Below are 22,678 nucleotides of genomic sequence, written 5' to 3'. Positions count from 1 at the left end.
GTATGGCACGACACCGCAAAAAAAAAGGACGTCCTGTTTCTGGCTGGGTCATATTTGATAAACCAAAGGGAATGAAATCCACAGAAGCTGTCTCACAAATCAAATGGCTCTTTCATGCACAAAAAGCAGGACATGCCGGTACGCTTGATCCTCTTGCTTCTGGTCTCTTACCCATTGCATTGGGTGAAGCAACCAAAACCGTTCCTTACGTGATGCAAGGCAAAAAAACTTACCGTTTTCATATCGCTTGGGGACAAGAACGTTCAACAGATGATCTAGAGGGAGAAATAACCAAAACATCTCTCAAACGTCCAACTCGAGAAGAAATACTTGCTCTTCTTCCTCAATATACAGGTATTATTTTGCAAACACCTCCACAATTTTCAGCAATAAAAATTGCCGGAAATCGCGCTTATGATCTAGCGCGTGAAGGGGAAATCGTTGAAATTCCACCCCGTGAAGTGGAAATAGAAACTTTCAAGTTAATAGAAACTCCTACCAAGGAGTATTCTGTCTTTGAAATAACCTGCGGGAAAGGAACTTATGTGCGCTCTTTAGCACGCGATATGGGACGTGATCTGGGATGCTACGGGCATATTGCTGACTTAAGACGTATTACCGTCGCACCTTTTGATGAAGAGGATCTCATCACATGGGATGAACTAAAAGCAGCTAGCCCGCTAAATAAAAATACTACAGAGGAAAATAATAGTTCTTTTGAAAAAAATTTCACAACACTCGATGGGCTCTTAATTGAAACGAGCGCCGCATTGGATTGCCTCTTTCATTATACCCTTAATGAAACCCAAGCACAAAGAGTTATGAAGGGGCATTCTATACTCTTGTGTCATCACAAAATACCTCTTGATGAAGATGAAATTTGTGTCCTCTATAAGGAACAACTGCTTGCTATCGGCACCCTCGACAAAGATCTATTTAAAGCAAAGCGGATTTTTACAATTTAATCGATTCTTTCCCCCTTTTTCGGAAAGATCATTTTTCTCTCTCAAATAAAGAAAATGTGTTGCTTTTCATTGTCTCCATTTTTCTTATTCACATCAAAAATTAAGTTAACGATACAAGCCAATACCATCATACACTTTGTCCCCCCCTAATGTAACAACAGTCCTTGCATTTAAAAAGATTCATAAGAGACATGTTATATCCCTTTTTCAATCTCTTTTTACTCACACGTTAACCTCCGTTTGTAATGTATCAGCGAATGATTTGGATGGATTCAACCTAAACACATTTAAAATGAAATAATCCTACGATATCTAGACTTTTACATTCAATATAAAAAACAGTTATTTATTCTTATAATCAATGTGTTGGAATCATATTCATTGCGTCCAACCTTAAAAACTCAAGAATCTATATCATGTTAAATCACTCATTTGATCATTACAGTACACACCTACATAATCTCTTTTTGGCAAAAAGAATTGTTTCGAATAGAAAAACTCAAACCGCAGGATTTAAACACATTGTAAGGATAATCCCTTCCAACTATTTATCCAATAAAAATTGATCGTTGACCACCTAAAAATGGCATAATTATGCTTACAATCGATCATTCTAATCGTCACGAAAGCACGCAAAGGTTTTGTAAAAATATCTGTAAAGAATAAGAAATTGTCAAGCTAGGGATTAGCTTATCGTTGTTTTTTGTATCGAATAAAAAGCTAGTATATCTCTTCATTCCATGGTTGGTATTTTGTAAACAGTTTCAACTTTCTATACCAGATATGAGTAAAGATATATCTGGTTGAGTAATATTTAAAAGGGTAAGATAGCTTCATTTTGCAAAAACATGCAAGCAAAAACAAGCTATTTTTCATCTTACTATTATCCCTTTCATTCGACTCTACTTTTTAAATAATAGGGATTACGCTTTGTCTTACGTTTTTATTTTTCTCGTTCTTTTAATATGATTATTTCTCACTCAAAATAGGACGCCTAAAATAAAAAATTGTTGTGCTGCTTATTCACATGCTTTTTTAAGAAACATTTCTCAATGCATTCGAACTTATTTCACAACAACGCTCGTAAAATATATAAAATTCATTGCGCATGGCCCCATCTTTACGCTTAATAAAAATATAAGCCGGTATCACCATTCTATTTTCTAATTTAAAGTGTCGTAATAAACCTTGGCACTCGAAATAGTTTATTAGAAATCCTCCTTTTTCTATCATACCCACTCTTACTTGTGACGTACAAGAAAATGGTTTTGATTGATGCAATATAAAGTAAGGTAAACAGATTTGAAATGAGAAAAACTTAAATTTTTGAAGACTATTATTTACCATAAAAAATGATAATTAGTCATTTATAAGTCAATATATTAACTATTGTAATACCCGTTTTTTTGTTGTTGCACTTATGCAAAAAAATTGATCAAAATAATATTAACATAATTTAATATTTTACAAAAAAACTGTTTTAACCCTAAGGGAGATGATCAGAGGAGACTTTTAAAAGCATCTCATTGGCTTGGGGTATTGTTTGGCGTTCAATCATGCGGTGCACTCTTATACCGTTAGGAGCACAATTTAAATGACGCAGACGCTTATTGACTTCGGCATCCGCTTTTGTGCGACGATGATTATGACGTAAATAATCTACCCATGTTGGCATATGATAAGCCTCTGTCCAATATTCAGGTCTTTCCAGATCTCGTAAAAGGACCCATTGACGCGCACCATCGCGTAACCGAATATGGCGTCGACGCGTCATCACTTTAAGAAACTCTTCGAGATCATTTTCATGAATTTGATAATCAATCATTATCATGATCGGGCCACTTCTTGCTTTGAGGTCGAGTAATAATTCCGGCTCTCTAAAATGATCAAGAGGATTTAAATCTATCTGAGGAATTTCTTGAATTCTAAACTTTACCCCCGCAAGAGCACCTAAAATCAAGAATAGAGAACAAATGCTCAAAGCAATTGTTGGAGAATAACCATCAGCCAAAACTCCCCAGATTGCACTTCCAATAGCCATCCCCCCATAAGATGCCGTTTGATAAAGTGCTAAAGAACGAGCTACAACCCAGCGTGGTGTAGAAAGTTGTACAGATGTATTAAACAACGATAATGCCAAAACCCAACATAAACCTGCAGGAAATAAAGCAATATGGCTTATAATCAGTGAACGGCTTATTCCCAATAAAAAGCAAGAAAAGGCAAAACCAATAAATGCACTTGCAATAATTGTTTCTGAACGAAAATGATGCCGTACAAATTCATTAATAATACCTGCTGTCATGGCTCCTAACCCAAAACAACCCAGCAACGTACCATAAAGAAGGGCATTTCCTCCGAGAACTTTATGCGCAACAATTGGCAAAAGTGCTAAAATCGAAATTGCTCCTATACCAAAAAGGAACGCTCGAACCATAATACTTAAGAGATTAGGCGACATCGCAACATAACGCAAACCATCTGAGACAGCTCCTAACAGTCTTTCTCGTGGCAATGGGTTGTTTTTATAATTCGATTTCCAGAAAAATAACGCACCAATAAGAGGAATATAGCTTATAGCATTAAACAAAAAAGCAGCAGATGCACCCAAAGTTGCAATAATGGCACCACCAATCGCAGGGCCAACACTCCGCATCAAATTAAAGCCAACACTATTCAAACTAACAGCAGTAGGAATATTTTCCCTGCTCACAATATCTCCTATCGTTGCTTGCCAAGAAGGATTATAAAAAGCCGTGCCACATCCAATCAAAAACGTAAAACATAATAAAAGCCAAGGTGTGAGAAATCCCAGATAGGCTAAAACAGCTAAACTCATGGATATGACCATCATCATAATTTGTGCGCACAACATAATTTGACGCCGATTAAAATTATCAGCTAAGGCCCCTGCCATCAAAGAAAACATAACAAGTGGTAACGTTGTCGCACTTTGAACAAGCCCAACCATGGAATGCGAAGAACTAATCAACGCCATTAACCACCCTGCTCCAACAGCCTGTATCAATCCCCCTAAATTAGAAATAAGAGTCGATAACCATAAATTTCGAAATACCGAATTACGGAAAAGCTTTAATGTTGAAATGCTCTGCATCTTTTTCCTCCAAATCGGTATTTATCATTTTTTTACCATACACACGCAATAATTTTTGTATCAAAAGGATGCATAATTCTTTAAAAATTCTCATAAAACCCTCTTTAAATCAATATTTCTAAATAAAAGCCCTTGATTTAGAGAAAGACTTCAAAATGCTGTTAAGGACTAGTATTTTAACCTTCTTTCCTATATAAGAACGAGAATAGGTAAGAGTCTTCGACTCTTTTTGTTTCTTAACAGACCCTTGCTGAACGACATCTCGGCTGTGGGTGACTTTATGTTTCTTCGTTTTTGGAAAGGATAATACGATGTCGATTACAGCTGAACGTAAACAAGCTCTTGTCGCAGAATACGCAAATAAAGTTGGTGATACAGGATCACCAGAAGTACAAATTGCTGTACTTTCTGAACGTATTTCTAATTTAACAAACCACTTTAAATCTCATAAAAAAGATAATCATTCTCGTCGTGGTCTTTTGAAGATGGTGTCTCAACGCCGGCGCCTTCTTGATTATCTTAAAGGAGTTGACCAAAATCGTTATCAAACACTTATTAAGAAATTAGGTTTGCGTCGCTAAAAGAAAAATGGGGGTGGTATTTAAAAAAACACCCATTTTTTTCAACGTGTTTCTTTCAGTTAAAATTTTTAAAAGCTGATAAGTTATTATGGGATAGGATTGCTTACCATTTCACATTTAATGCGGTTTTCTTCTTTTTTTACCAAAAGGATAGAAGTAACTTGTTGTCTACCCCAGAGCTTGAAAATATGCTACGCACAACCAGAATTTGAGCAATCAAAGATTTAAACACTGGTCATTAAGGATAAAAAATGTTTAAAACGCACAAGATAGAAATTGAATGGGCCGGGCGTCCGCTCACCCTTGAAACAGGGAAAATAGCGCGTCAAGCTGATGGTGCAGTGATTGCCACCTATGGAGAAACGATTGTCTTAGCTACCGTTGTATCAGCCAAAATCCCAAAACCAGACCAGGACTTTTTTCCACTCACCGTTAATTATCAAGAAAAATCCTATGCTGTTGGTCGAATACCTGGGGGCTATTTAAAACGTGAAAGTCGACCAAGTGAAAATGAAACTTTGGTTTCACGTTTGATTGATCGCCCAATTCGTCCCCTTTTCGTTGAGGGATATAAAAATGATACACAAGTTATTGTTTCCGTTATACAGCATGATCTCGAAAACAATCCCGATATCCTTGCAATGATTGCATCTTCTGCCGCATTGACCCTGTCAGGTGTTCCTTTCATGGGGCCTATAGCCGGTGCCCGCGTTGGCTATTGTAATGGACAATATGTTCTTAATCCTCATATCGATGAAATGCCTGAATCAAAACTTGATCTTGTTGTTGCTGGAACAGAAAGTGCTGTTTTGATGGTTGAATCAGAAGCACAAGAATTACCGGAAGATATCATGTTGGGAGCTGTGATGTTTGGTCACAAAGGCCTTCAACCTGTCCTTGATGCCATCATCAAGCTTGCTGAAGTTGCTGCAAAAGATCCTCGTGATTTTGTTCCTGAAGATCTTTCTGAACTTGAAAAAGCGGTGCAGAAAATGGCAGAACAGGATATACGAAAGGCTTACACAATTACTGATAAACAAGAACGTTATGCTGCAATTGATGCTCTAAAAACAGAAATTATCAGTAAATTTATGCCAGAAACAGAAGACGACTGTCAATTCAGTGCAGATCAAATTGCAACCGTCTTTAAACAATTGCAAGCAAAAATTGTTCGTGGAAACATTCTTGATACCCAAAAGCGTATTGATGGACGCAATCTTTCTACCGTGCGCCCTATCCAATCAGAAGTAAGTATTTTACCCCGCACACATGGATCCGCACTCTTTACCCGCGGAGAAACACAAGCTATTGTCGTTGCAACATTGGGAACTGGTGAAGATGAACAATATGTTGATTCTTTAACGGGTATGTATAAGGAAACATTCCTCCTCCATTATAATTTTCCACCATTTTCCGTGGGTGAAACAGGACGCCTTGGTTCTCCTGGTCGTCGTGAAATTGGACATGGCAAATTGGCATGGAGAGCAATTCATCCCATGTTGCCAAATAAAGAATCTTTTCCTTATACCATTCGTGCTGTCTCAGAAATTACTGAATCCAATGGATCTTCTTCTATGGCAACGGTTTGTGGAACGTCACTTGCTCTCATGGATGCTGGTGTTCCTCTAGCACGCCCTGTTGCTGGTATTGCTATGGGCTTGATTAAAGAAGGAGAACGCTTTGCTGTTCTTTCTGATATTTTAGGAGATGAAGATCATCTTGGAGATATGGATTTTAAAGTCGCAGGAACAGAAAATGGTATTACTGCCTTGCAAATGGATATCAAAATTGATGGTATTACCGAAGAGATTATGAAAATTGCGCTTGAACAAGCCAAAGGTGGCCGAATCCATATCCTTAATGAGATGGCGAAAGCTTTAACCAGTGCACGTGCTGAGCTGAGTGAATTTTCTCCGAGAATCGAAGTTATGAATATTTCTGTCGATAAAATCCGTGATGTTATCGGCTCTGGTGGTAAAGTTATTCGGGAAATCGTGGAACAAACAGGAGCAAAAATTAATATTGAAGATGATGGTACCATTAAAATTGCTTCTGCTGATGCTAAAACCATTGAAGCGGCAAAACGCTGGATCCATTCTATTGTTGATGAACCTGAAGTTGGTGCTATCTACCAAGGAACAGTTGTAAAAACTGCAGAATTTGGTGCATTTATAAACTTCTTTGGTTCTCGTGATGGACTCGTTCATATCTCTCAACTTGCATCAGAACGCGTCGCCAAAACAACCGATATTATTAAGGAAGGCGACAAAGTTTGGGTTAAGTTAATGGGCTTTGATGAGCGTGGAAAAGTTCGGTTATCAATGAAGGTCGTTGATCAAACAACCGGAAAGGAAATCACCGGTGATAAAGCGATGAATGAAGAAAAGTGCGTGGATGAAAAAAAACAACCTGAAAATAAGCGCCGCCGTAAGAAAAAAGAAGAGTAAGCCTTTCTTCTTATCAATCATGAAATGCCATCCCAATATTGGAATGGCATTTTTCTTTGAAAGAGCCCTATGTGTTATTATTTTTGCCTTTTGAAAATCATGAACTCCCGTATCCAGATCCAAGCCAATGTTGGCTGAGTTTCGGTTTAACAGAAGTTCCGGCTCAAAAATGGGCGCAAAATTTAAAAATTATTACGCCTTGGCGACCAGATTTTTTAAAATTTGTCGATACTCAATTTCACTGCTCTCCTCAAATAGATAAAACTTTCAACTATGATGGTGCATTTTTACATTTGAGCAAATATCGTGGTTTTAATCAAAATTGTTTTCTTGATTTATTAGAATGCGTTAAACCCAATGGATGGGTTGTGATCAGTGGGAATAAAACTGCTGGTGCTGCTTCAATGATGAAATGGGTCAAAAATATTGTCCCCATCACCAATAAACTGTCTAAAAATCATGGTCTGGTATTTTGGCTGCAAGTTCCTCCACAAATAGAGAAACAGAATATTGTACAATTGCGCTCACCACCGCTTACTTTTGGTAAATTTCAAACTACTTCTGGTATGTTCTCACACGGTCGTATTGATCCAGGATCTGCTGCGCTTGCTTCTTATATGCTCAAAGTTATTTCTGGAAAAACAGCTGATTTTGGTGCTGGATGGGGTTATCTTTCTCACGTTGCGCTTGAAAGAAGTGAAAAACTCACTGCTCTCGACCTTTATGAAGCAGACTACAATGCTTTGAGAGCAGCAAAACAGCACCTTAAATCCATAACAACTCCTTTTCCAATTCATTTTTATTGGCATGACCTTGTACATGAACCTATCACAAATCTATATGACACAATCATTTCAAATCCACCGTTTCACACACAACAAACAATAGATGTTTCATTAGGAAAAAATTTTATTATAAATGCTGCAAAGTGCTTAAAGCCAAGCGGCAGTCTGCTTTTTGTTGCAAACCGCCACCTGCCTTATGAAACATTATTAAAAAATATTTTCCGCACAGTGTTGATACACGAACAACCCCATGGTTTCAAAATTATCGAAGCACGCAGATAAACAGAACAAGCAATAACTTTCAAAGAATAAAACGTGAAAGATCGATATCAGCAGCAAGCTCGCCAATAGATTTTCTCACGTAAGCAGCATCAATTGTAAATGTTGTTCCAGCTTTATCAGGCGCAGTGAAAGAAATTTCATCCAAAACGCGCTCCATCACCGTTTGCAAACGACGTGCTCCTATATTTTCAATCCTTGCATTTAAATCTACAGCAATATCTGCTAAAGCATCAATAGCATCATCTGTAATTTCCAAATGAACCTCTTCCGTTGCCATAAGAGCGATATATTGTTTAATCAAACTAGCTTCTGGTTCCGTTAGAATGCGTCGTAAATCTTCCCTTGTTAAAGGGTTGAGCTCCACACGGATGGGCAAACGTCCTTGAAGTTCCGGTAATAAATCAGATGGCTTGGAAACATGAAATGCACCTGAGGCAATAAAAAGAATATGATCGGTTTTTATTTGCCCATATTTTGTAGAAATTGTTGTTCCTTCAACCAAAGGCAAAAGATCCCGTTGAACGCCCTCACGCGAAACCGCAACACTTGCTCCACCATCCCTGGTTGCAATTTTATCAATCTCGTCGATAAAAACAATACCGTCATTTTCAGCAACACGAAGCGCATCTTGAATAATTTGCTCCTGATCAAGGAGTTTTTCAGATTCATCATCAATGAGCGGCTTAAAAGCATCTCTTACTGTCGTCTTACGGACTTTTGTACGACTGCCCATTTTTCCCAAAATATCTGATAAATTCATAATACCCATTTGCGCCCCAGGCATACCAGGAATATCAAAAGTTGAAGCACTACTGCTATTATTATCGGCGACTTCAATTTCAATCTCTTTTTCATCCAATTCACCTTCACGCAATTTTTTACGAAAACTATCACGAGTAGTAGGACTTGCTGTTTTACCAACAAGGGCGTCTAAAACACGCTCTTCAGCATTCACGTGGGCCTTTTCTTTTATTTCATCCCGTTTCTTTTCACGCACAAGAGAAATGGCAATTTCAACAAGATCTCGAATAATTTGCTCAACATCACGTCCCACATAACCAACTTCAGTAAATTTAGTCGCTTCTACTTTAACGAAGGGTGCTCCAGAAAGTTTTGCTAATCGACGTGCAATACCAGTTTTACCAACACCTGTTGGCCCTATCATTAAAATATTTTTTGGCATAACTTCTTCACGCATCGGCTCATCAAGCTGTTGCCTACGCCACCGATTGCGCAGTGCAATAGCTACAGAGCGTTTGGCATCATTTTGGCCAATAATAAAACGATCAAGTTCAGAAACAGTCTCACGAGGGGAAAATACAACACACATTTAAATAGCTTTCTCTAAAGAAGATAATTCTGCATCCAATGTTTCAATCGTAAAATGATCATTGGTGTAAACACAAATTTTAGCGGCAATAGCCATAGCTTTACGAGCAATAGTTTCTGCATCCAAATCCAAATCCATGAGTGCACGCGCTGCTGAAAGAGCAAAATTTCCTCCAGAGCCAATTGCCATAACCCCATCTTCTGGTTCTAAAACATCACCAAGCCCTGTTAGAGCCAAAGTTACTTTCTTATCAGCCACGAGCATCATTGCTTCGAGACGACGCAAATAGCGATCTGTTCTCCAATCTTTTGCAAGTTCTACACAGGCACGCATAAGCTGATCAGGATATTGTTCAAGCTTTGTTTCCAATCTCTCCAGTAATGTAAAAGCATCTGCCGTAGCACCTGCAAAACCAGCAATAACCACTCCGTTCTTTCCAAGACGACGCACTTTACGTGCATTGCCTTTCATAATTGTCTGTCCAAGAGAAACCTGACCATCACCGGCCATCACGACTTTTCCACCTTTTCGTACCGTAATAATTGTTGTACCATACATTATGTCTGGCTTATGTTCTGTCATAAGGAAACTCCTTAATATTAACTTTACTTTTTAATATTGATTTCTTTTCATACAATGTAAAACTCAATTACTATTGTCCTATTTAAGAACATATACAGCAAAACACAATGATTCAGCATAACTCAATTTGTTGAAAATGGAAAAATGATATCATTGTTGTCAATGTAAATTACTGCTAAATAGCTTTATATAAACAGTTTGTGCTTTTTAGAGGAAAATTATGAAAAAAATAGCCATAGGGACCTTAGGTGGAACAATTGCAATGACGGCTGATAGTTTTGGTCACATGCAACCGACTTTAACTTCAGATAACCTCATAAAAAGTGTTCCTGCTTTAAATAACGTTGCTGATATTCATGCACAAACATTAATGCAAATACCAAGTGGATCTTTATCGTTTCAAATGCTTTTTGAAATAATTAAGTGGGCAAAACAACAAATAAACGCTGGTGCAGAAGGTATTGTTTTAACACAAGGGACTGATACTCTGGAAGAAACAGCTTTTTTTCTTTCTCTTTATTGGAAAGAAGCTGAACCTCTCATCATAACCGGTGCTATGCGCATGCCTCATGAAGCAGGAGCCGATGGCCCAGCTAATATTTTAGCAGCCACTCATGTTGCGGCAGCCACACAAAGTCGTAACAGAGGCGTTCTCGTTGTCATCAATGATACAATTCATTCACCTTATTGGCTCTATAAAAGCCATACCGTCAAAGTCGAAACATTTCAATCAGGTCTTGCAGGTGTTTTAGGAACTATTTTAGAGGGAAAACTTATTTATTTCAATGATCGAAAATTTTTCCCAAAAACGTTTGATTTTCCCCAAAACCATGATCATCAAATTGCACTCCTCTATTCCTCTTTATCTTCTGATGCAAAATTAATGAAACTATGCCTTGAAAGTGGGTATTATACTGGGCTTGTTATTGCAGGTTTTGGTGCAGGACACTGTAGTTTTCAAGAAGCAGACCTCGTACAACAATATGCACAAAAAATACCAATCATTATTGCTAGTCGTTGTTGTAATGGCTCCACAACTCGTATAACTTATGGCTATAAAGGCTCAGAAATCGATATGATTGCTTCTGGTGCGCTCATGTCTGGTTATTTATCAGCCGTAAAAGCGCGTCTACTTTTATGGGCTTTTTTGGCGCAAGGGTATTCATTGGAACAAATCCGTGTAGATTGGAATGACTGGACGATAAGCTAACAAAAAATGACCTATTATCTTGAAGAAGAGAGCATGAAAAACAAAATTTACTTGAATACAAAGCCGTTCACATGTCCGTTCTTAATCGATTGCTGCGGCAAAAAAATTCTCGACCAATACAAATGATTGATACGACTATACAAAAAATTAATCAGAAAGATAATCTGGTCAAATCCGTTTCTGACCGATATTCACCCTACCGTGTCTTTACTGCACAACAATGGTCAGAGTTTCGTGCGGATACACCTCTTACTTTGACTTTTGATGAAATTAAGCGTTTACGCTCTATGGATGATCCTATCGATCTTGAGGAAGTTCAACGCATTTATCTTTCTTTATCGCGTTTGTTATCATGCCATGTTGAAGCCGTACAGGAACTTTTTCACAAACGTCAGAAGTTTCTCCATCAAGAAGAGATGAGGAAAACGCCTTTTATTATTGGAATTGCTGGTTCTGTAGCAGTAGGAAAATCAACCACTGCTCGCATTCTTCAAGAACTATTGAAACGTTGGACATCTAGTCTTAAAGTTGATCTGATCACAACGGATGGTTTTCTCTATCCTAACGCAATCTTACAGCAAAAAAATCGTATGAATCGTAAAGGATTTCCTGATTCTTATGACATAAAAAAATTGCTATGCTTTCTTTCTGCTATAAAAGCAGGTGTCGGAAATATTCGTGCTCCGCTTTACTCACATATGACCTATGATGTTCTAGAAAACCAGACAATTGCCATTGACCATCCTGATATTTTAATTGTTGAAGGTATTAATGTATTACAGGTCAGTGATCTTCCTAAAGATGGGAAAGCCATTCCTTTCGTATCTGATTTTTTTGATTTTTCAATTTATGTCGATGCTGAAACAGAAGTCATTCGTCACTGGTATTTGGAACGTTTTAAACGTTTGCGTAAAACAGCTTTCCAAAATCCTGAATCCTATTTTCATCGTTATGCCCACCTCAATGAAAAAGAAGCCTCAAAAATTGCTGAGGATCTTTGGCAAACGATTAATTTAAAAAATTTACAAGAAAATATATTGCCAACACGACCAAGGTCCAATCTCATTCTACGAAAGGGAAAAAATCATTTGGTCGAATATGTCGCACTTAGACGACTATAAGGATCTCATAACTATGCACCACCACCCCATTCATTTTACCTCAACGCGTATCGATAACAGTTGCCCTATCATCTTGGTAAACCAAAGAACTCTTGCCAACTTATCACTTGATGCGTCAACAACAGCATGGATAAAAGTTAATGACTTTACTGGTAAAGCAGGACAAATACTCTTTATTCCTCACGAAACGGGGCATTTAAAAAAAGTTTTATTTGGAATTGGCAATGGTAACGATCCTTTTATCACAGGAGTTCTTGCTCAAAAACTTCCTGCTGGTCAATGGCATTTAGAAGGTACAACCTCTGATGAAATAAATACCTATCTTGGATTGGCATTCGGCAGTTATCAATTTAATCGCTATCGTCAAAATTCTTCTTTCAAATCTTTATCTATCCATGTCAATGAGGCAATTGATCTTAATGAACTCCAACGAATTTATGAAGCTGTCTTCTTTGTCCGTGATCTCATTAATATTCCAGCCAATGATATGAACCCTGATACTCTCGAAAAAGAAGTACGACAACTAGGAAAAATTTATGGTGCTCATGTCCAAAGTATTTGTGGAGATGATCTCTTAACCCATAACTTTCCGATGATTCATGCCGTAGGACGAGCAGGCAGTACTCCACCACGACTGATTGAGTTACTCTGGGGCCAAGAACATCATCCTAAAATAACGTTGGTGGGCAAAGGCGTAACTTTTGATACTGGAGGACTCGATATTAAATCAGCCAATAACATGTTGCTTATGAAAAAAGACATGGGGGGTGGAGCAAACGTTTTGGGATTGGCTAAACTTATCATGGATGCAAAATTGCCTTTCCGTCTCCGTGTTTTGATTCCAGCCGTAGAAAATGCAATTTCTGCCAATGCTTACCGACCAGGTGATATTCTTAAAAGTCGTAAAGGCTTAAGTGTTGAAGTGGGCAATACAGATGCTGAAGGGCGACTTGTCCTTGCTGATGCACTCGCCTATGGTGATGAAGAAAGTCCACAATTCATGCTTTGCATGGCTACTTTAACAGGAGCAGCCCGTATAGCATTAGGACCAGATCTTCCGGCATTTTATTGTAATGATTCACTATGGGCACAACAAATTTCTGAATCTGCTCACGCTGTTTTTGATCCTCTTTGGCAAATGCCCCTTTGGCAACCTTACCAAGAGATGTTATCATCACCAATTGCTGATCTTAACAATGTAACTGGAAATAGCTTTGCTGGCTCTATAATCGCTGCTTTATTTCTTAATTCTTTTGTTGAAAAAACCAAACTTTTTGCCCATTTCGACCTTTATGGATGGGTTCCAAAAGAAAAACCAGGGTATCCTGTCGGTGGTTCCGCACAAGTTATTCGTGCTCTTTATAATCTCTTTAAAAATTAATTTTGACATAAAACAAACATAAAAATGGACAATTTTAGAACTTTAAGAGCAATTGTTCTTCATCTTTAATTGTGTTCTGTAATTTATTTGAGGATAAAAATTCTACCAATACAATTATTATGAGCCTATTTAAAGGAAAAAAAACAAAGGATGAAAGATAAATAAATGTTCCCTAGAGATCCGAGATTACATGCGTTCAGAGAAGATCTAGCAGACGAACGTCTTAAAGGCGAAATTACAGCTCAGCGCTTTGTGCAAGGTGAAAAAAGACGCGTTAATGTACCTGTTGCTGGATTGTTTAAAGAAAATAATAACAAAAGTGAAATGCAGACAGAGTGCTTATACGGAGAAGAACTTCTCATCTTTGAGCATGGAGAAGAAATGTCGTGGGCACAATCTCTCAAGGATGGTTATGTCGGTTATATTGATACAAAAGTTCTTTGTACATCAACCGTAGAACAAACACATGTTGTTACAGCGCCACGTACTTTTCAATATTCCCAAGCTGACTTACGTGGACCAGTAGAATATCCTTTATCTATAGGAAGTAAAGTAAGCGTTGTTAATGAAGTTGAAGTCCGTGGGACCAAGTATTCTATACTTGAAAATGGGGGCGCAATCGTTAGCGATCATCTCAGTCCAATTGGCAACGTCGTGTATAAAGATTATGTTAAAGCTGCTGAAATGTTGATCTATACACCTTATCGTTGGGGTGGAGCCAGTGGTTTTGGAATTGATTGCTCAGGACTGGTCCAACTTTCTATGACAATGGCTGGTCAAGTTGTTTTACGCGATACTGATATGCAACAAAAAACTATAGGAAATCCACTCTCAGATAGTGATAAACTTCAACGAGGTGATTTGATTTTTTGGAAAGGTCATGTCGCTATTATGACTGATTCTGAAAATATTATTCATGCAAATGGTTCCTCTATGGATGTTACGATCGAACCACTGGAAAAAGCAGTTACGCGTATTGCTCAAAAATGCCAGCGATATCCTGTAGAAAAACGACGTCCAACAACACTGGGAATATAGTACGTGCTTTTACATGAATATGACAATGTGGGCTATTGTTGGCTGTTTGCTTCATATCGACGTAAGAAGGTTTTTATAAATTGAATTTATATCAAATGGGGTGCATTGCTTAATTATCCCCTAAACCTCGGTATTTAAGAGGATTGTACTTTTTTATATATAAAACTTATTGAGTTTTTGTATTTTTTTTAGTGATGGGTGTGCGAATAGAGGTTAGAGAATAAGATTTTCTAACATACGCCCTACAGAGTTGCATTCTCTTTTACCAATTTTCTCCATGTATGTTTTGAATTTTGCTAAGTTATGTTGTAAAAAAATATTCAATATTTTTTCAAAAGTTTTTATCAACATACACTGTCCTTTGGATATTGCAAAAATTCAGCACCCAGCTTTCTCAATGGCTTTTTTAAATCATCATTTTTTACAATAATGTGTTGATTTTAAAAATAAAAAAGCATTATGCAACTCAAATGAGATCTCTTGCCATTCGTATTTTTCACTGTTCCACATATCCTTTTACTTTGCATTAAAAAATTGTCCAATGACAGCTTGTTAAATGGGTTTGCATGTAATTTGGAAAGTAGTTGAAATATAGATTAAATAGATAACGCATAAACTGTTAAAATATAATGGAAAGTATAACGTTGATTTTAAGAAATTATAATAAAGTTAATTCATAAGTTTATAAATATAAAAATAGCAACTTTCAGTGTATCTTGTATTATTCATTCATAGATAATGCTAAAAGATGAATTGAAAAGTAAATTCTCTCAATCAATACGCAATTGAATAATACAAGCGTGATACTATTTATAAGTACCTTCTATTATTATAGAATATAAAAAACATAAGACACTGCATAGTCTTTATCATTTTAAAAATATTGCTTTGCATAATTTTGAAAGCTATAACGCTACACAAAAAGGAAATGGATAAACCACACAATAATTTCTACCTTTATGCTTTTATCTTTTTCCAAAACGAATATACTTATCCTTCTATTAGCTTGTTCTTAAACAATTTTTTCTGATTTAGAGAAAGAGTATTTAAACAATGAAATAGTACAACATGAAGAGAGACAGTTTTATGTAAAGGATATTTTATGATTATAAATCAATATGTTGATTTTAATATGCATCATCATGATGAGGAAGCAGTTTTTTATGCAAAAAAATCCTTTTGAATCCTTGCTCAATATGTATGCAATACACACCACACGATATTCTCTTCTCACAAACTCATTAAAGAAGAAAATTTCTCAATAACTGAATTAATGGTTTATCTGCATCAGGCATAGGATATTGATCAAGATCATTAATAAAAACCCATTCTAAATTTTGCCCTTCTCGTCCTTGTGCAACGCCCTCATAATGGTCACAAAGATACAATGGCATTAAGAGATGAAATGTCTTATAGCTATGACTTGCAAATGTTAAAGGGTGTAAATTATTTGGTTGAACATAAATACCAAGCTCTTCCTCTAGTTCACGAATCAATGATGCTTCCGGAGTTTCACCTTGCTCAACCTTGCCACCAGGAAACTCCCATAAACCAGCTAGTGATTTTCCTTCAGGACGCTTAGTTAGCAAAACACGATTATTCTGATCGAACAATGCGCATGCAACAACAAGAAGAATGGAACTTTTTATATACATATTACTCGCCAATAGGGATCATAAAGATAACTGTCTTTATCTATCATATCCACCTGCTCTTAAAAGAACTTACATCCTTCATTTTTTCTGAAAAATAATAAGCTGTTAAATATAAAATGCATCCATTAACTTCTATAATTGCTGTTGATCATAACGTACTCTTTCGTTAAATCGCAAGACCAAACTTTCGCTGTACCATTACCCAAACCGATATCAACACGAATTGTGATGTGCTTACCTTGCATATAAGTACCTATTGTCTCTTCACAATACTCAGGATCTCGTTCGCCATTGATCGCCACACGATGCTCACCAAACCAAATCATCAATAGATCACGATCGACTTCAACACCAGCCTTCCCAACGGCCATAACCACCCGTCCCCAATTCGCATCTTCACCGGCAATAGCCGTTTTTACAAGTGGTGAATTTGCAATTGACAAAGCAATCGTTTTTGCAGCATCGTTTGTTGTAGCACCAATTACATTAACCTCAATTAAATGACGAGCACCTTCACCATCACAAACAACTTGTAATGCGAGCTCGTGCAAAAGTGCACTCAAGTGCTTTGAGAACACTTCATAACGCGGATCTGTTTTACATCTAATGCAGGGAAAATGTTCTTTTCCTGTCGCAAACAACATAAGCGTATCTGAAGTTGAGGTATCACTATCAACAGTAATTGAATTAAAAGAACCCTCAACTGCCTCTGATAACATGGATTGGAGTGCATCCGAAGAAATAGTAGCATCACTAACTACAAATGACAGCATTGTCGCCATATCGGGTGCAATCATACCAGCACCCTTTGCAATTCCATTAATGGTAACACACTCTCCCCCACAGTCAAAAGTGCGCGTCGCAAGTTTTGGAAATGTGTCCGTTGTCATTATGGCTTTTGCAGCTTCCAACCAATTTCCCTCTTCTGCTGTCTCTGTCATACTTGGTAAAAGATTGACAATACCCGAGGCATCCATTGGCTCACCAATAACACCTGTGGAAGCTATAAAAACTTCATCTTTTCTAACCTTTAAAGCGTTCGCTGCTGCATATATTATTTCATTCGTTGTGTGCTTTCCTTTGCTTCCTGTAAAAGCATTTGCATTTCCAGAATTCACAACAACAGCTCTAGCAACCCCATGAGGAAGCGATGCGCGACAATGCTCTACAGGAGCAGATGGACATTTTGAACGGGTAAAAACGCCTGCCACATTCACTGGCTTATCGAATATGATGAAAAGAAGATCTGTACGATCTTTATATTTAATCCCAGCTTCAGCTGTTGCTATCCGTACACCAGATAATGGAGAAAGCTCTTGGATCTTTTGAGGCGACAAAGGAGAGATTTTCAAAACCACAATATGCTTTCTATAAAAAAATGAAATGATTGCAGATCAATAACCTCTCATAGAAAACTGCTAGATTTTTTGAACAAAACCAACCTAGCAAATTATCTATTAAAGAGGCTATCTACTTATTTTCCTAGCTATTCCGTATCTTCTTCATCGGACGTCTCATCGGGAAGCAGCGTCCCATTTTGATGAAGCGATTCCATGATTTTTGTAACATTAGGATCAGGGTATTTCACATCTATCTTGCTACGTAAATCAACAATCAGTTCTTGATAGCGCTTTTTTATCAGCTGTGTCCGCAACATTTCTTTAACATCATCAAATGCAGGCGGTTGTTTTACACGACGATCCTCTAATTTAATAATATGCCAACCAAAAGGACTTTCAACAGGTTGTTTAGTGTATTCGCCAACTTTTAAACCAAATGCGGCATCTTCAAAAGGCTTGACCATTTGACCATGGCTAAAATAACCAAGATCACCCCCAACGGCAGCAGAACCATCTGTTGAACTTTTCTTTGCAATCTCTTCAAAACTTTCGCCTTTATTTAAATGCTTAATGATAGCTTCTGCTTCTTTTCTCGTTTTGACCAAAATATGACGCGCTTTAACCTCATCCTCCTTAGGTAGAGCAGCAACTTCTTGCTTATAAAGAGCTTCCAAATCAGTATCCGATATTTTGTCAACAATCGTTTGTTTAAAATAAAGCTGTTGAAGAACATTATCACGCATGACTGCCATACGTTTATCGTAAGCTTCTGTCTTATCAAGACCTTTTCTTCTTGCTTCTTTTGCAAGTGCCTGCATATCTAAATAAGCTTTTAGAACCATCATACGACGTTGTTCATCAGGAAAACGTGCTAAATTAGGATTTATTTCAAGTGCTAAATCATCCAATTGACCTGCTGTAATATTTTTCCCATCAATAACTGCCATAACATGAGAAGGAGAAATTGCTTTTTCAGAAGCTTTCTCCAAAGTTTTTAAATCATTCGATGGTGAATTCACACCTTCTTGGGCTTTCACCCCTAAACTTGTACTTGCCAATAAAGTTGATGCTAAAAACAGCGTGATAAAGTTGAATTTCATAAATATACTCCTTAAAAGTGAAGGCAGGTTCAAGATTCCAATTTTCTTTACCATAACACTTTATTCTTTAAATATAGAGAAATAAATTAGTAATTTCATTGTAAAAAATATAAAATCGTTCTTTTATCTCAGTTTCTACAACCCTATCTAATGCAAATGAAAAACATGATCATAGAGAAAAATGACATATTGTATCTTCAATTACTTTGTATTGTATCAGTTAAATAGCATACCTAAAGTTGACATAGCGCGCTTAGCCTCTTATCTCTACGTTACAATTAAAATGGAAAATTGCACACCTGCAAGTATAATGGTACCATCTGCATTTCATTATATCTCTAATGATATCAGAAAACTTAAAGAAAATGTAGAGAATGGGGAAAACGTATGAATTACCCAACAAAAGTGACAATAATTAAAAGAAAGGGCCAGTGATGGTCGGTTTAGGTGTTTTTGCACGTAAATTTTTTGGTTCAGCTCATGAGCGACGCCTCAAAGCACTCCGCCAAAAAGTTGCACAAATTAATGCTTTGGAAGAACAATTCGTAAAATTAAGTGATGAGCAGCTTTACCAAAAAACAGATGCCTTTCGTAAACGTCTTAGTGGAGGTGAAAGTATTGATTTGCTCTTACCAGAAGCTTTCGCAACTGTTCGTGAAGCAGCAAAACGTGTTTATGACATGCGTCCTTTTGACGTACAACTTATTGGTGGAATGGTCCTTCACGACTGCGGCATAGCTGAAATGCGTACTGGTGAAGGTAAAACATTAATGGCAACTCTACCAATTTATCTCAATGCATTGGAAGGTAAAGGCGTTCATGTTGTGACAGTAAACGATTATCTCGCCAGTCGTGATGCTGAAACAATGGGGAAAATTTTTAGTTTTCTAGGGCTTACAACAGGCGTGATTCTTCATGATCTTGATAGTGAAGCCCGCCGAGAGGCATATGCATGCGACATCACCTATGCCACAAATAATGAACTAGGTTTTGACTATTTGCGTGATAATATGGCCTTCGATCATAGTCAAATGGTCCAACGTGGACATCATTACGCAATTGTTGATGAAGTTGATTCGATTCTTATTGATGAAGCCCGTACCCCCCTTATTATTTCTGGTCCTCTAGAAGATCGGACTGACTTCTATAACCTTATTGATACATTTATTCCTGCCTTAACTCCAGAAGACTATGAAATAGACGAAAAACAAAAAACAACGACCTTTACCGAAGTTGGTACTGAAAAAATTGAAAAAATGCTCGAACAAGCTGGGCATCTTAAAGGTGAGAGTCTTTATGACATAGAAAATGTCGCTATCGTTCATCATGTCAATAATGCTCTAAAAGCTCATAAACTGTTTGCTCGCGATAAAGATTATATTGTTCGCAATGATGAGATCGTTATTATTGACGAATTTACAGGGCGAATGATGCCTGGGCGGCGTTATTCTGAAGGACTTCATCAAGCTTTAGAAGCTAAAGAGCATGTTGCTATTCAACCAGAAAACCAGACACTTGCTTCCATCACTTTCCAAAATTACTTCCGTATGTATAGAAAATTATCTGGCATGACTGGAACTGCAACAACAGAAGCCGAAGAATTCAGAAATATTTATGGTCTTGACGTTGTCGAAGTTCCTACAAATTTGCCAATACAACGTATTGATGAAGATGATGAGATTTATCGAACAGCAGAAGAGAAATATCGGGCAATTGTGCGTGATATCCGTCAAGCACACGAAAAAGAACAGCCTATTCTTGTTGGAACAACCTCTATTGAAAAATCAGAACAATTGGCAGAACGTTTGCGAAAAGAAGGCATTACCGATTTTAGAGTCTTAAATGCTCGCTATCACGAACAAGAAGCATATATCATTGCGCAAGCAGGAGTTCCTAGAGCTCTCACCATTGCAACCAACATGGCAGGACGCGGTACGGATATACAACTTGGTGGTAATGTTGAAATGCGCATTCGACAAGAGTTACAGGATATCCCCGAAGGTCCAGAGCGGACAGCTAAAATTGAAGAAATAAAAAAAGATGTCAAGCAACTTAAAGAAAAAGCTTTAGCGGCTGGAGGGCTTTACGTTATCGCTACTGAACGTCATGAAAGCCGTCGTATTGATAACCAGCTTCGTGGACGTTCTGGTCGCCAAGGCGATCCTGGTCGCTCAAAATTCTTTCTCTCTCTTCAAGATGATCTTATGCGTATCTTTGGCTCCAACCGTATGGATGGTATGCTACAAAAACTTGGATTGAAAGAAAATGAAGCTATTATCCATCCATGGATTAATAAAGCCCTTGAAAAAGCACAAAAAAAGGTCGAAGCACGAAACTTTGAAATTCGTAAAAATCTACTAAAATATGATGATGTCATGAATGATCAACGCAAAGTTATTTTTGAACAGCGTATGGAGGTCATGAATGCAGATGATTTATCAGAAATGATCCTTGAAATGCGTAATGAAGTCGTAGAGGATCTCGTAGAGGCTTATATTCCATCAGGGACATATTCTGAAAAATGGGATGCAAAAACTCTCGAAGAAGAGCTTCAACAACTCTTTAATCTTGAGCTTCCAGTGGAAGAATGGGCAAAAGAAGATGGAATTGCCGAGGAGCAAATTCTAGAGCGTGTATCAGATGCTGTTACAAAACTTGAAAATGATCGTACTGAACGATATTCTCCAGAAGTTATGGCTTATTTTCACAAAGCAGTATTGCTCGAAACTATTGACACGTTATGGCGTGAACATCTGGTAAGTTTAGACCATTTGCGTTCTGTTGTTGGGTTTCGTGGTTATGCGCAACGGGATCCACTCAATGAATATAAGACAGAATCATTTGAACTCTTTCAAAATATGTTGAAAAATTTGCGCAGAATTGTCACTTCTAAACTTATGCGCTTTGAAATTATTCAACAACCCACAGAACCAACCATGCCTGAGCAAACGGATGCTGTTTCATCCGTCTTTAATGATCAAAGTCAAGAAAATTCTCCCACCTTATGGGCACGATCACAAGAAAATAGATTTGTTAATCCACAAGATCGTGACCCTAACGATATAACCACATGGGGAAAAGTTGGACGTAATGAGCGTTGTCCTTGCGGTTCAGAGAAAAAATACAAACACTGTCATGGAGCCTTTGTTTGAAAAGTAAACTATGCAAATGAATAAAAAGCGAAATTATGAGCAAGAATTGCGCACAGCTGGTTTAAGAGTAACACGTCAACGACGTGTTATTCTTGATATTTTGACGGATACAAATGATCATCCCAATGCATTTGAAATTTTTCAGCGTGCAAACAAAATAGATTCGAATATTTCACTCTCAACGGTTTATCGAACCATGAAAATATTAGAAGGAAATGGAACAATTCATCGCCATAGCTTTAGTGGTGGTCCATCTCGTTTTGAGCAAGCAGATGGGCAACATCATGATCATCTTATTGATATAGAAACAGGACAAGTTATCGAGTTTCATTCTGATGTTATTGAAAAGCTGCAAGAGGAAATTGCAAAATCCCTTGGCTATGATATTATTCATCATCGCCTTGAACTTTACGGAAAAAAAAACTCTTAAAAAAATGATTATATATCATTAGATAAAATACCTCAGGCAAATCAAATTTTATAAAAATTTACCTTTAAAATATAATAGTTTTCATTGGCAAAAAAAAAGAATTGCTTTATTACCTCTTTTTGTATGATGCTATACGGTAATTCATTGCCGATATTATCACAAAA

The 22,678-nt window shown here is 37.3% G+C and carries 16 protein-coding genes; 10 read left to right on the top strand and 6 right to left on the bottom strand.

Annotated features, from left to right (window positions below; translation table 11 throughout):
• Window positions 1-2: 2 nt before the first annotated feature.
• The gene (gene truB, locus ACFIMW_RS02645) at window positions 3-965 is read left to right on the top strand and encodes a tRNA pseudouridine(55) synthase TruB (RefSeq protein ID WP_375608026.1); all 963 of its coding nucleotides are present in this window, start codon (window positions 3-5) and stop codon (window positions 963-965) included.
• A 1,486-nt stretch (window positions 966-2,451) separates the two neighbouring features.
• On the opposite strand, the gene ACFIMW_RS02640 is transcribed toward truB, so the two are convergent.
• Window positions 2,452-4,080, bottom strand: a complete 1,629-nt coding sequence (locus ACFIMW_RS02640) for an MFS transporter (RefSeq protein WP_375608025.1) — start codon at window positions 4,078-4,080, stop codon at window positions 2,452-2,454.
• Window positions 4,081-4,391: 311 nt separating this feature from the next.
• Between ACFIMW_RS02640 and rpsO the strand changes: the two genes are divergently transcribed.
• From rpsO to ACFIMW_RS02625, 3 genes are all read left to right on the top strand, one after another.
• On the top strand, window positions 4,392-4,661 hold the full coding sequence (gene rpsO / locus ACFIMW_RS02635; RefSeq protein WP_005774142.1) for a 30S ribosomal protein S15: 270 nt from the start codon (window positions 4,392-4,394) through the stop codon (window positions 4,659-4,661).
• Window positions 4,662-4,912: 251 nt separating this feature from the next.
• Window positions 4,913-7,108, top strand: coding sequence for a polyribonucleotide nucleotidyltransferase (pnp, locus tag ACFIMW_RS02630; protein ID WP_375608024.1), 2,196 nt, complete (start codon window positions 4,913-4,915; stop codon window positions 7,106-7,108).
• A gap of 71 nt (window positions 7,109-7,179) precedes the next feature.
• Entirely contained in the window at window positions 7,180-8,175 is a 996-nt protein-coding gene (locus ACFIMW_RS02625; RefSeq protein ID WP_375608023.1) for a class I SAM-dependent methyltransferase, read from the top strand.
• Between the two features lie 19 nt (window positions 8,176-8,194).
• Here ACFIMW_RS02625 and hslU read toward each other — a convergent pair whose 3' ends face one another.
• Window positions 8,195-9,505, bottom strand: coding sequence for an ATP-dependent protease ATPase subunit HslU (gene hslU, locus ACFIMW_RS02620; RefSeq protein WP_375608022.1), 1,311 nt, complete (start codon window positions 9,503-9,505; stop codon window positions 8,195-8,197).
• The gene (gene hslV, locus ACFIMW_RS02615) at window positions 9,506-10,087 is read right to left on the bottom strand and encodes an ATP-dependent protease subunit HslV (protein WP_012754621.1); all 582 of its coding nucleotides are present in this window, start codon (window positions 10,085-10,087) and stop codon (window positions 9,506-9,508) included.
• 220 nt (window positions 10,088-10,307) lie between these two features.
• Here hslV and ACFIMW_RS02610 point away from each other — a divergent pair, with 220 nt between their 5' ends.
• The 4 genes from ACFIMW_RS02610 (at window position 10,308) to ACFIMW_RS02595 (ending at window position 14,837) form a co-directional block, all read left to right on the top strand.
• Window positions 10,308-11,297, top strand: coding sequence for an asparaginase (locus ACFIMW_RS02610; protein WP_375608021.1), 990 nt, complete (start codon window positions 10,308-10,310; stop codon window positions 11,295-11,297).
• A 122-nt stretch (window positions 11,298-11,419) separates the two neighbouring features.
• Window positions 11,420-12,418, top strand: a complete 999-nt coding sequence (gene coaA / locus ACFIMW_RS02605) for a type I pantothenate kinase (protein ID WP_375606822.1) — start codon at window positions 11,420-11,422, stop codon at window positions 12,416-12,418.
• A 13-nt stretch (window positions 12,419-12,431) separates the two neighbouring features.
• Window positions 12,432-13,799, top strand: coding sequence for a M17 family metallopeptidase (locus tag ACFIMW_RS02600; protein ID WP_375608020.1), 1,368 nt, complete (start codon window positions 12,432-12,434; stop codon window positions 13,797-13,799).
• A gap of 165 nt (window positions 13,800-13,964) precedes the next feature.
• Entirely contained in the window at window positions 13,965-14,837 is an 873-nt protein-coding gene (locus tag ACFIMW_RS02595) for an NlpC/P60 family protein (protein ID WP_375608019.1), read from the top strand.
• A gap of 1,241 nt (window positions 14,838-16,078) precedes the next feature.
• Here ACFIMW_RS02595 and mutT read toward each other — a convergent pair.
• From mutT to ACFIMW_RS02580, 3 genes are all read right to left on the bottom strand, one after another.
• Window positions 16,079-16,492 carry an 8-oxo-dGTP diphosphatase MutT gene (mutT, locus tag ACFIMW_RS02590; RefSeq protein WP_375608018.1) on the bottom strand — a complete coding sequence of 138 codons (414 nt, stop codon included), beginning with the start codon at window positions 16,490-16,492 and terminating at the stop codon, window positions 16,079-16,081.
• 125 nt (window positions 16,493-16,617) lie between these two features.
• A complete protein-coding gene (argJ, locus tag ACFIMW_RS02585) occupies window positions 16,618-17,850 on the bottom strand; it encodes a bifunctional glutamate N-acetyltransferase/amino-acid acetyltransferase ArgJ (protein WP_375608017.1) in 1,233 nt (410 codons plus the stop codon).
• Window positions 17,851-17,978: 128 nt separating this feature from the next.
• Window positions 17,979-18,932 carry a peptidylprolyl isomerase gene (locus ACFIMW_RS02580; protein WP_375606773.1) on the bottom strand — a complete coding sequence of 318 codons (954 nt, stop codon included), beginning with the start codon at window positions 18,930-18,932 and terminating at the stop codon, window positions 17,979-17,981.
• A 434-nt stretch (window positions 18,933-19,366) separates the two neighbouring features.
• On the opposite strand from ACFIMW_RS02580, the gene secA reads away from it, so the two are divergent.
• Both secA and ACFIMW_RS02570 read left to right on the top strand, forming a co-directional pair.
• Window positions 19,367-22,084, top strand: a complete 2,718-nt coding sequence (secA, locus tag ACFIMW_RS02575; RefSeq protein WP_375608104.1) for a preprotein translocase subunit SecA — start codon at window positions 19,367-19,369, stop codon at window positions 22,082-22,084.
• Between the two features lie 10 nt (window positions 22,085-22,094).
• The gene (locus ACFIMW_RS02570) at window positions 22,095-22,514 is read left to right on the top strand and encodes a Fur family transcriptional regulator (protein ID WP_375606771.1); all 420 of its coding nucleotides are present in this window, start codon (window positions 22,095-22,097) and stop codon (window positions 22,512-22,514) included.
• Window positions 22,515-22,678: the final 164 nt, after the last annotated feature.

It is taken from the genome of Bartonella sp. AC329YNZD, assembly GCF_042196685.1.
Classification (GTDB): domain Bacteria; phylum Pseudomonadota; class Alphaproteobacteria; order Rhizobiales; family Rhizobiaceae; genus Bartonella.
Note: the sequence above shows the minus strand (reverse complement) of the source record. Positions and strands in the feature narration are given on the sequence as shown.

Bases quoted from the DNA above. Each gene is read 5' to 3' on its own strand.
- rpsO (WP_005774142.1), top strand. From the start codon at position 4,392: ATGTCGATTACAGCTGAACGTAAACAAGCTCTTGTCGCAGAATACGCA.
- ACFIMW_RS02610 (WP_375608021.1), top strand. From the start codon at position 10,308: ATGAAAAAAATAGCCATAGGGACCTTAGGTGGAACAATTGCAATGACG.
- hslV (WP_012754621.1), bottom strand. From the start codon at position 10,087: ATGACAGAACATAAGCCAGACATAATGTATGGTACAACAATTATTACG.
- ACFIMW_RS02570 (WP_375606771.1), top strand. From the start codon at position 22,095: ATGCAAATGAATAAAAAGCGAAATTATGAGCAAGAATTGCGCACAGCT.
- truB (WP_375608026.1), top strand. From the start codon at position 3: ATGGCACGACACCGCAAAAAAAAAGGACGTCCTGTTTCTGGCTGGGTC.
- ACFIMW_RS02580 (WP_375606773.1), bottom strand. From the start codon at position 18,932: ATGAAATTCAACTTTATCACGCTGTTTTTAGCATCAACTTTATTGGCA.
- ACFIMW_RS02595 (WP_375608019.1), top strand. From the start codon at position 13,965: ATGTTCCCTAGAGATCCGAGATTACATGCGTTCAGAGAAGATCTAGCA.
- ACFIMW_RS02640 (WP_375608025.1), bottom strand. From the start codon at position 4,080: ATGCAGAGCATTTCAACATTAAAGCTTTTCCGTAATTCGGTATTTCGA.
- coaA (WP_375606822.1), top strand. From the start codon at position 11,420: ATGATTGATACGACTATACAAAAAATTAATCAGAAAGATAATCTGGTC.
- ACFIMW_RS02600 (WP_375608020.1), top strand. From the start codon at position 12,432: ATGCACCACCACCCCATTCATTTTACCTCAACGCGTATCGATAACAGT.
- secA (WP_375608104.1), top strand. From the start codon at position 19,367: ATGGTCGGTTTAGGTGTTTTTGCACGTAAATTTTTTGGTTCAGCTCAT.
- hslU (WP_375608022.1), bottom strand. From the start codon at position 9,505: ATGTGTGTTGTATTTTCCCCTCGTGAGACTGTTTCTGAACTTGATCGT.
- pnp (WP_375608024.1), top strand. From the start codon at position 4,913: ATGTTTAAAACGCACAAGATAGAAATTGAATGGGCCGGGCGTCCGCTC.
- mutT (WP_375608018.1), bottom strand. From the start codon at position 16,492: ATGTATATAAAAAGTTCCATTCTTCTTGTTGTTGCATGCGCATTGTTC.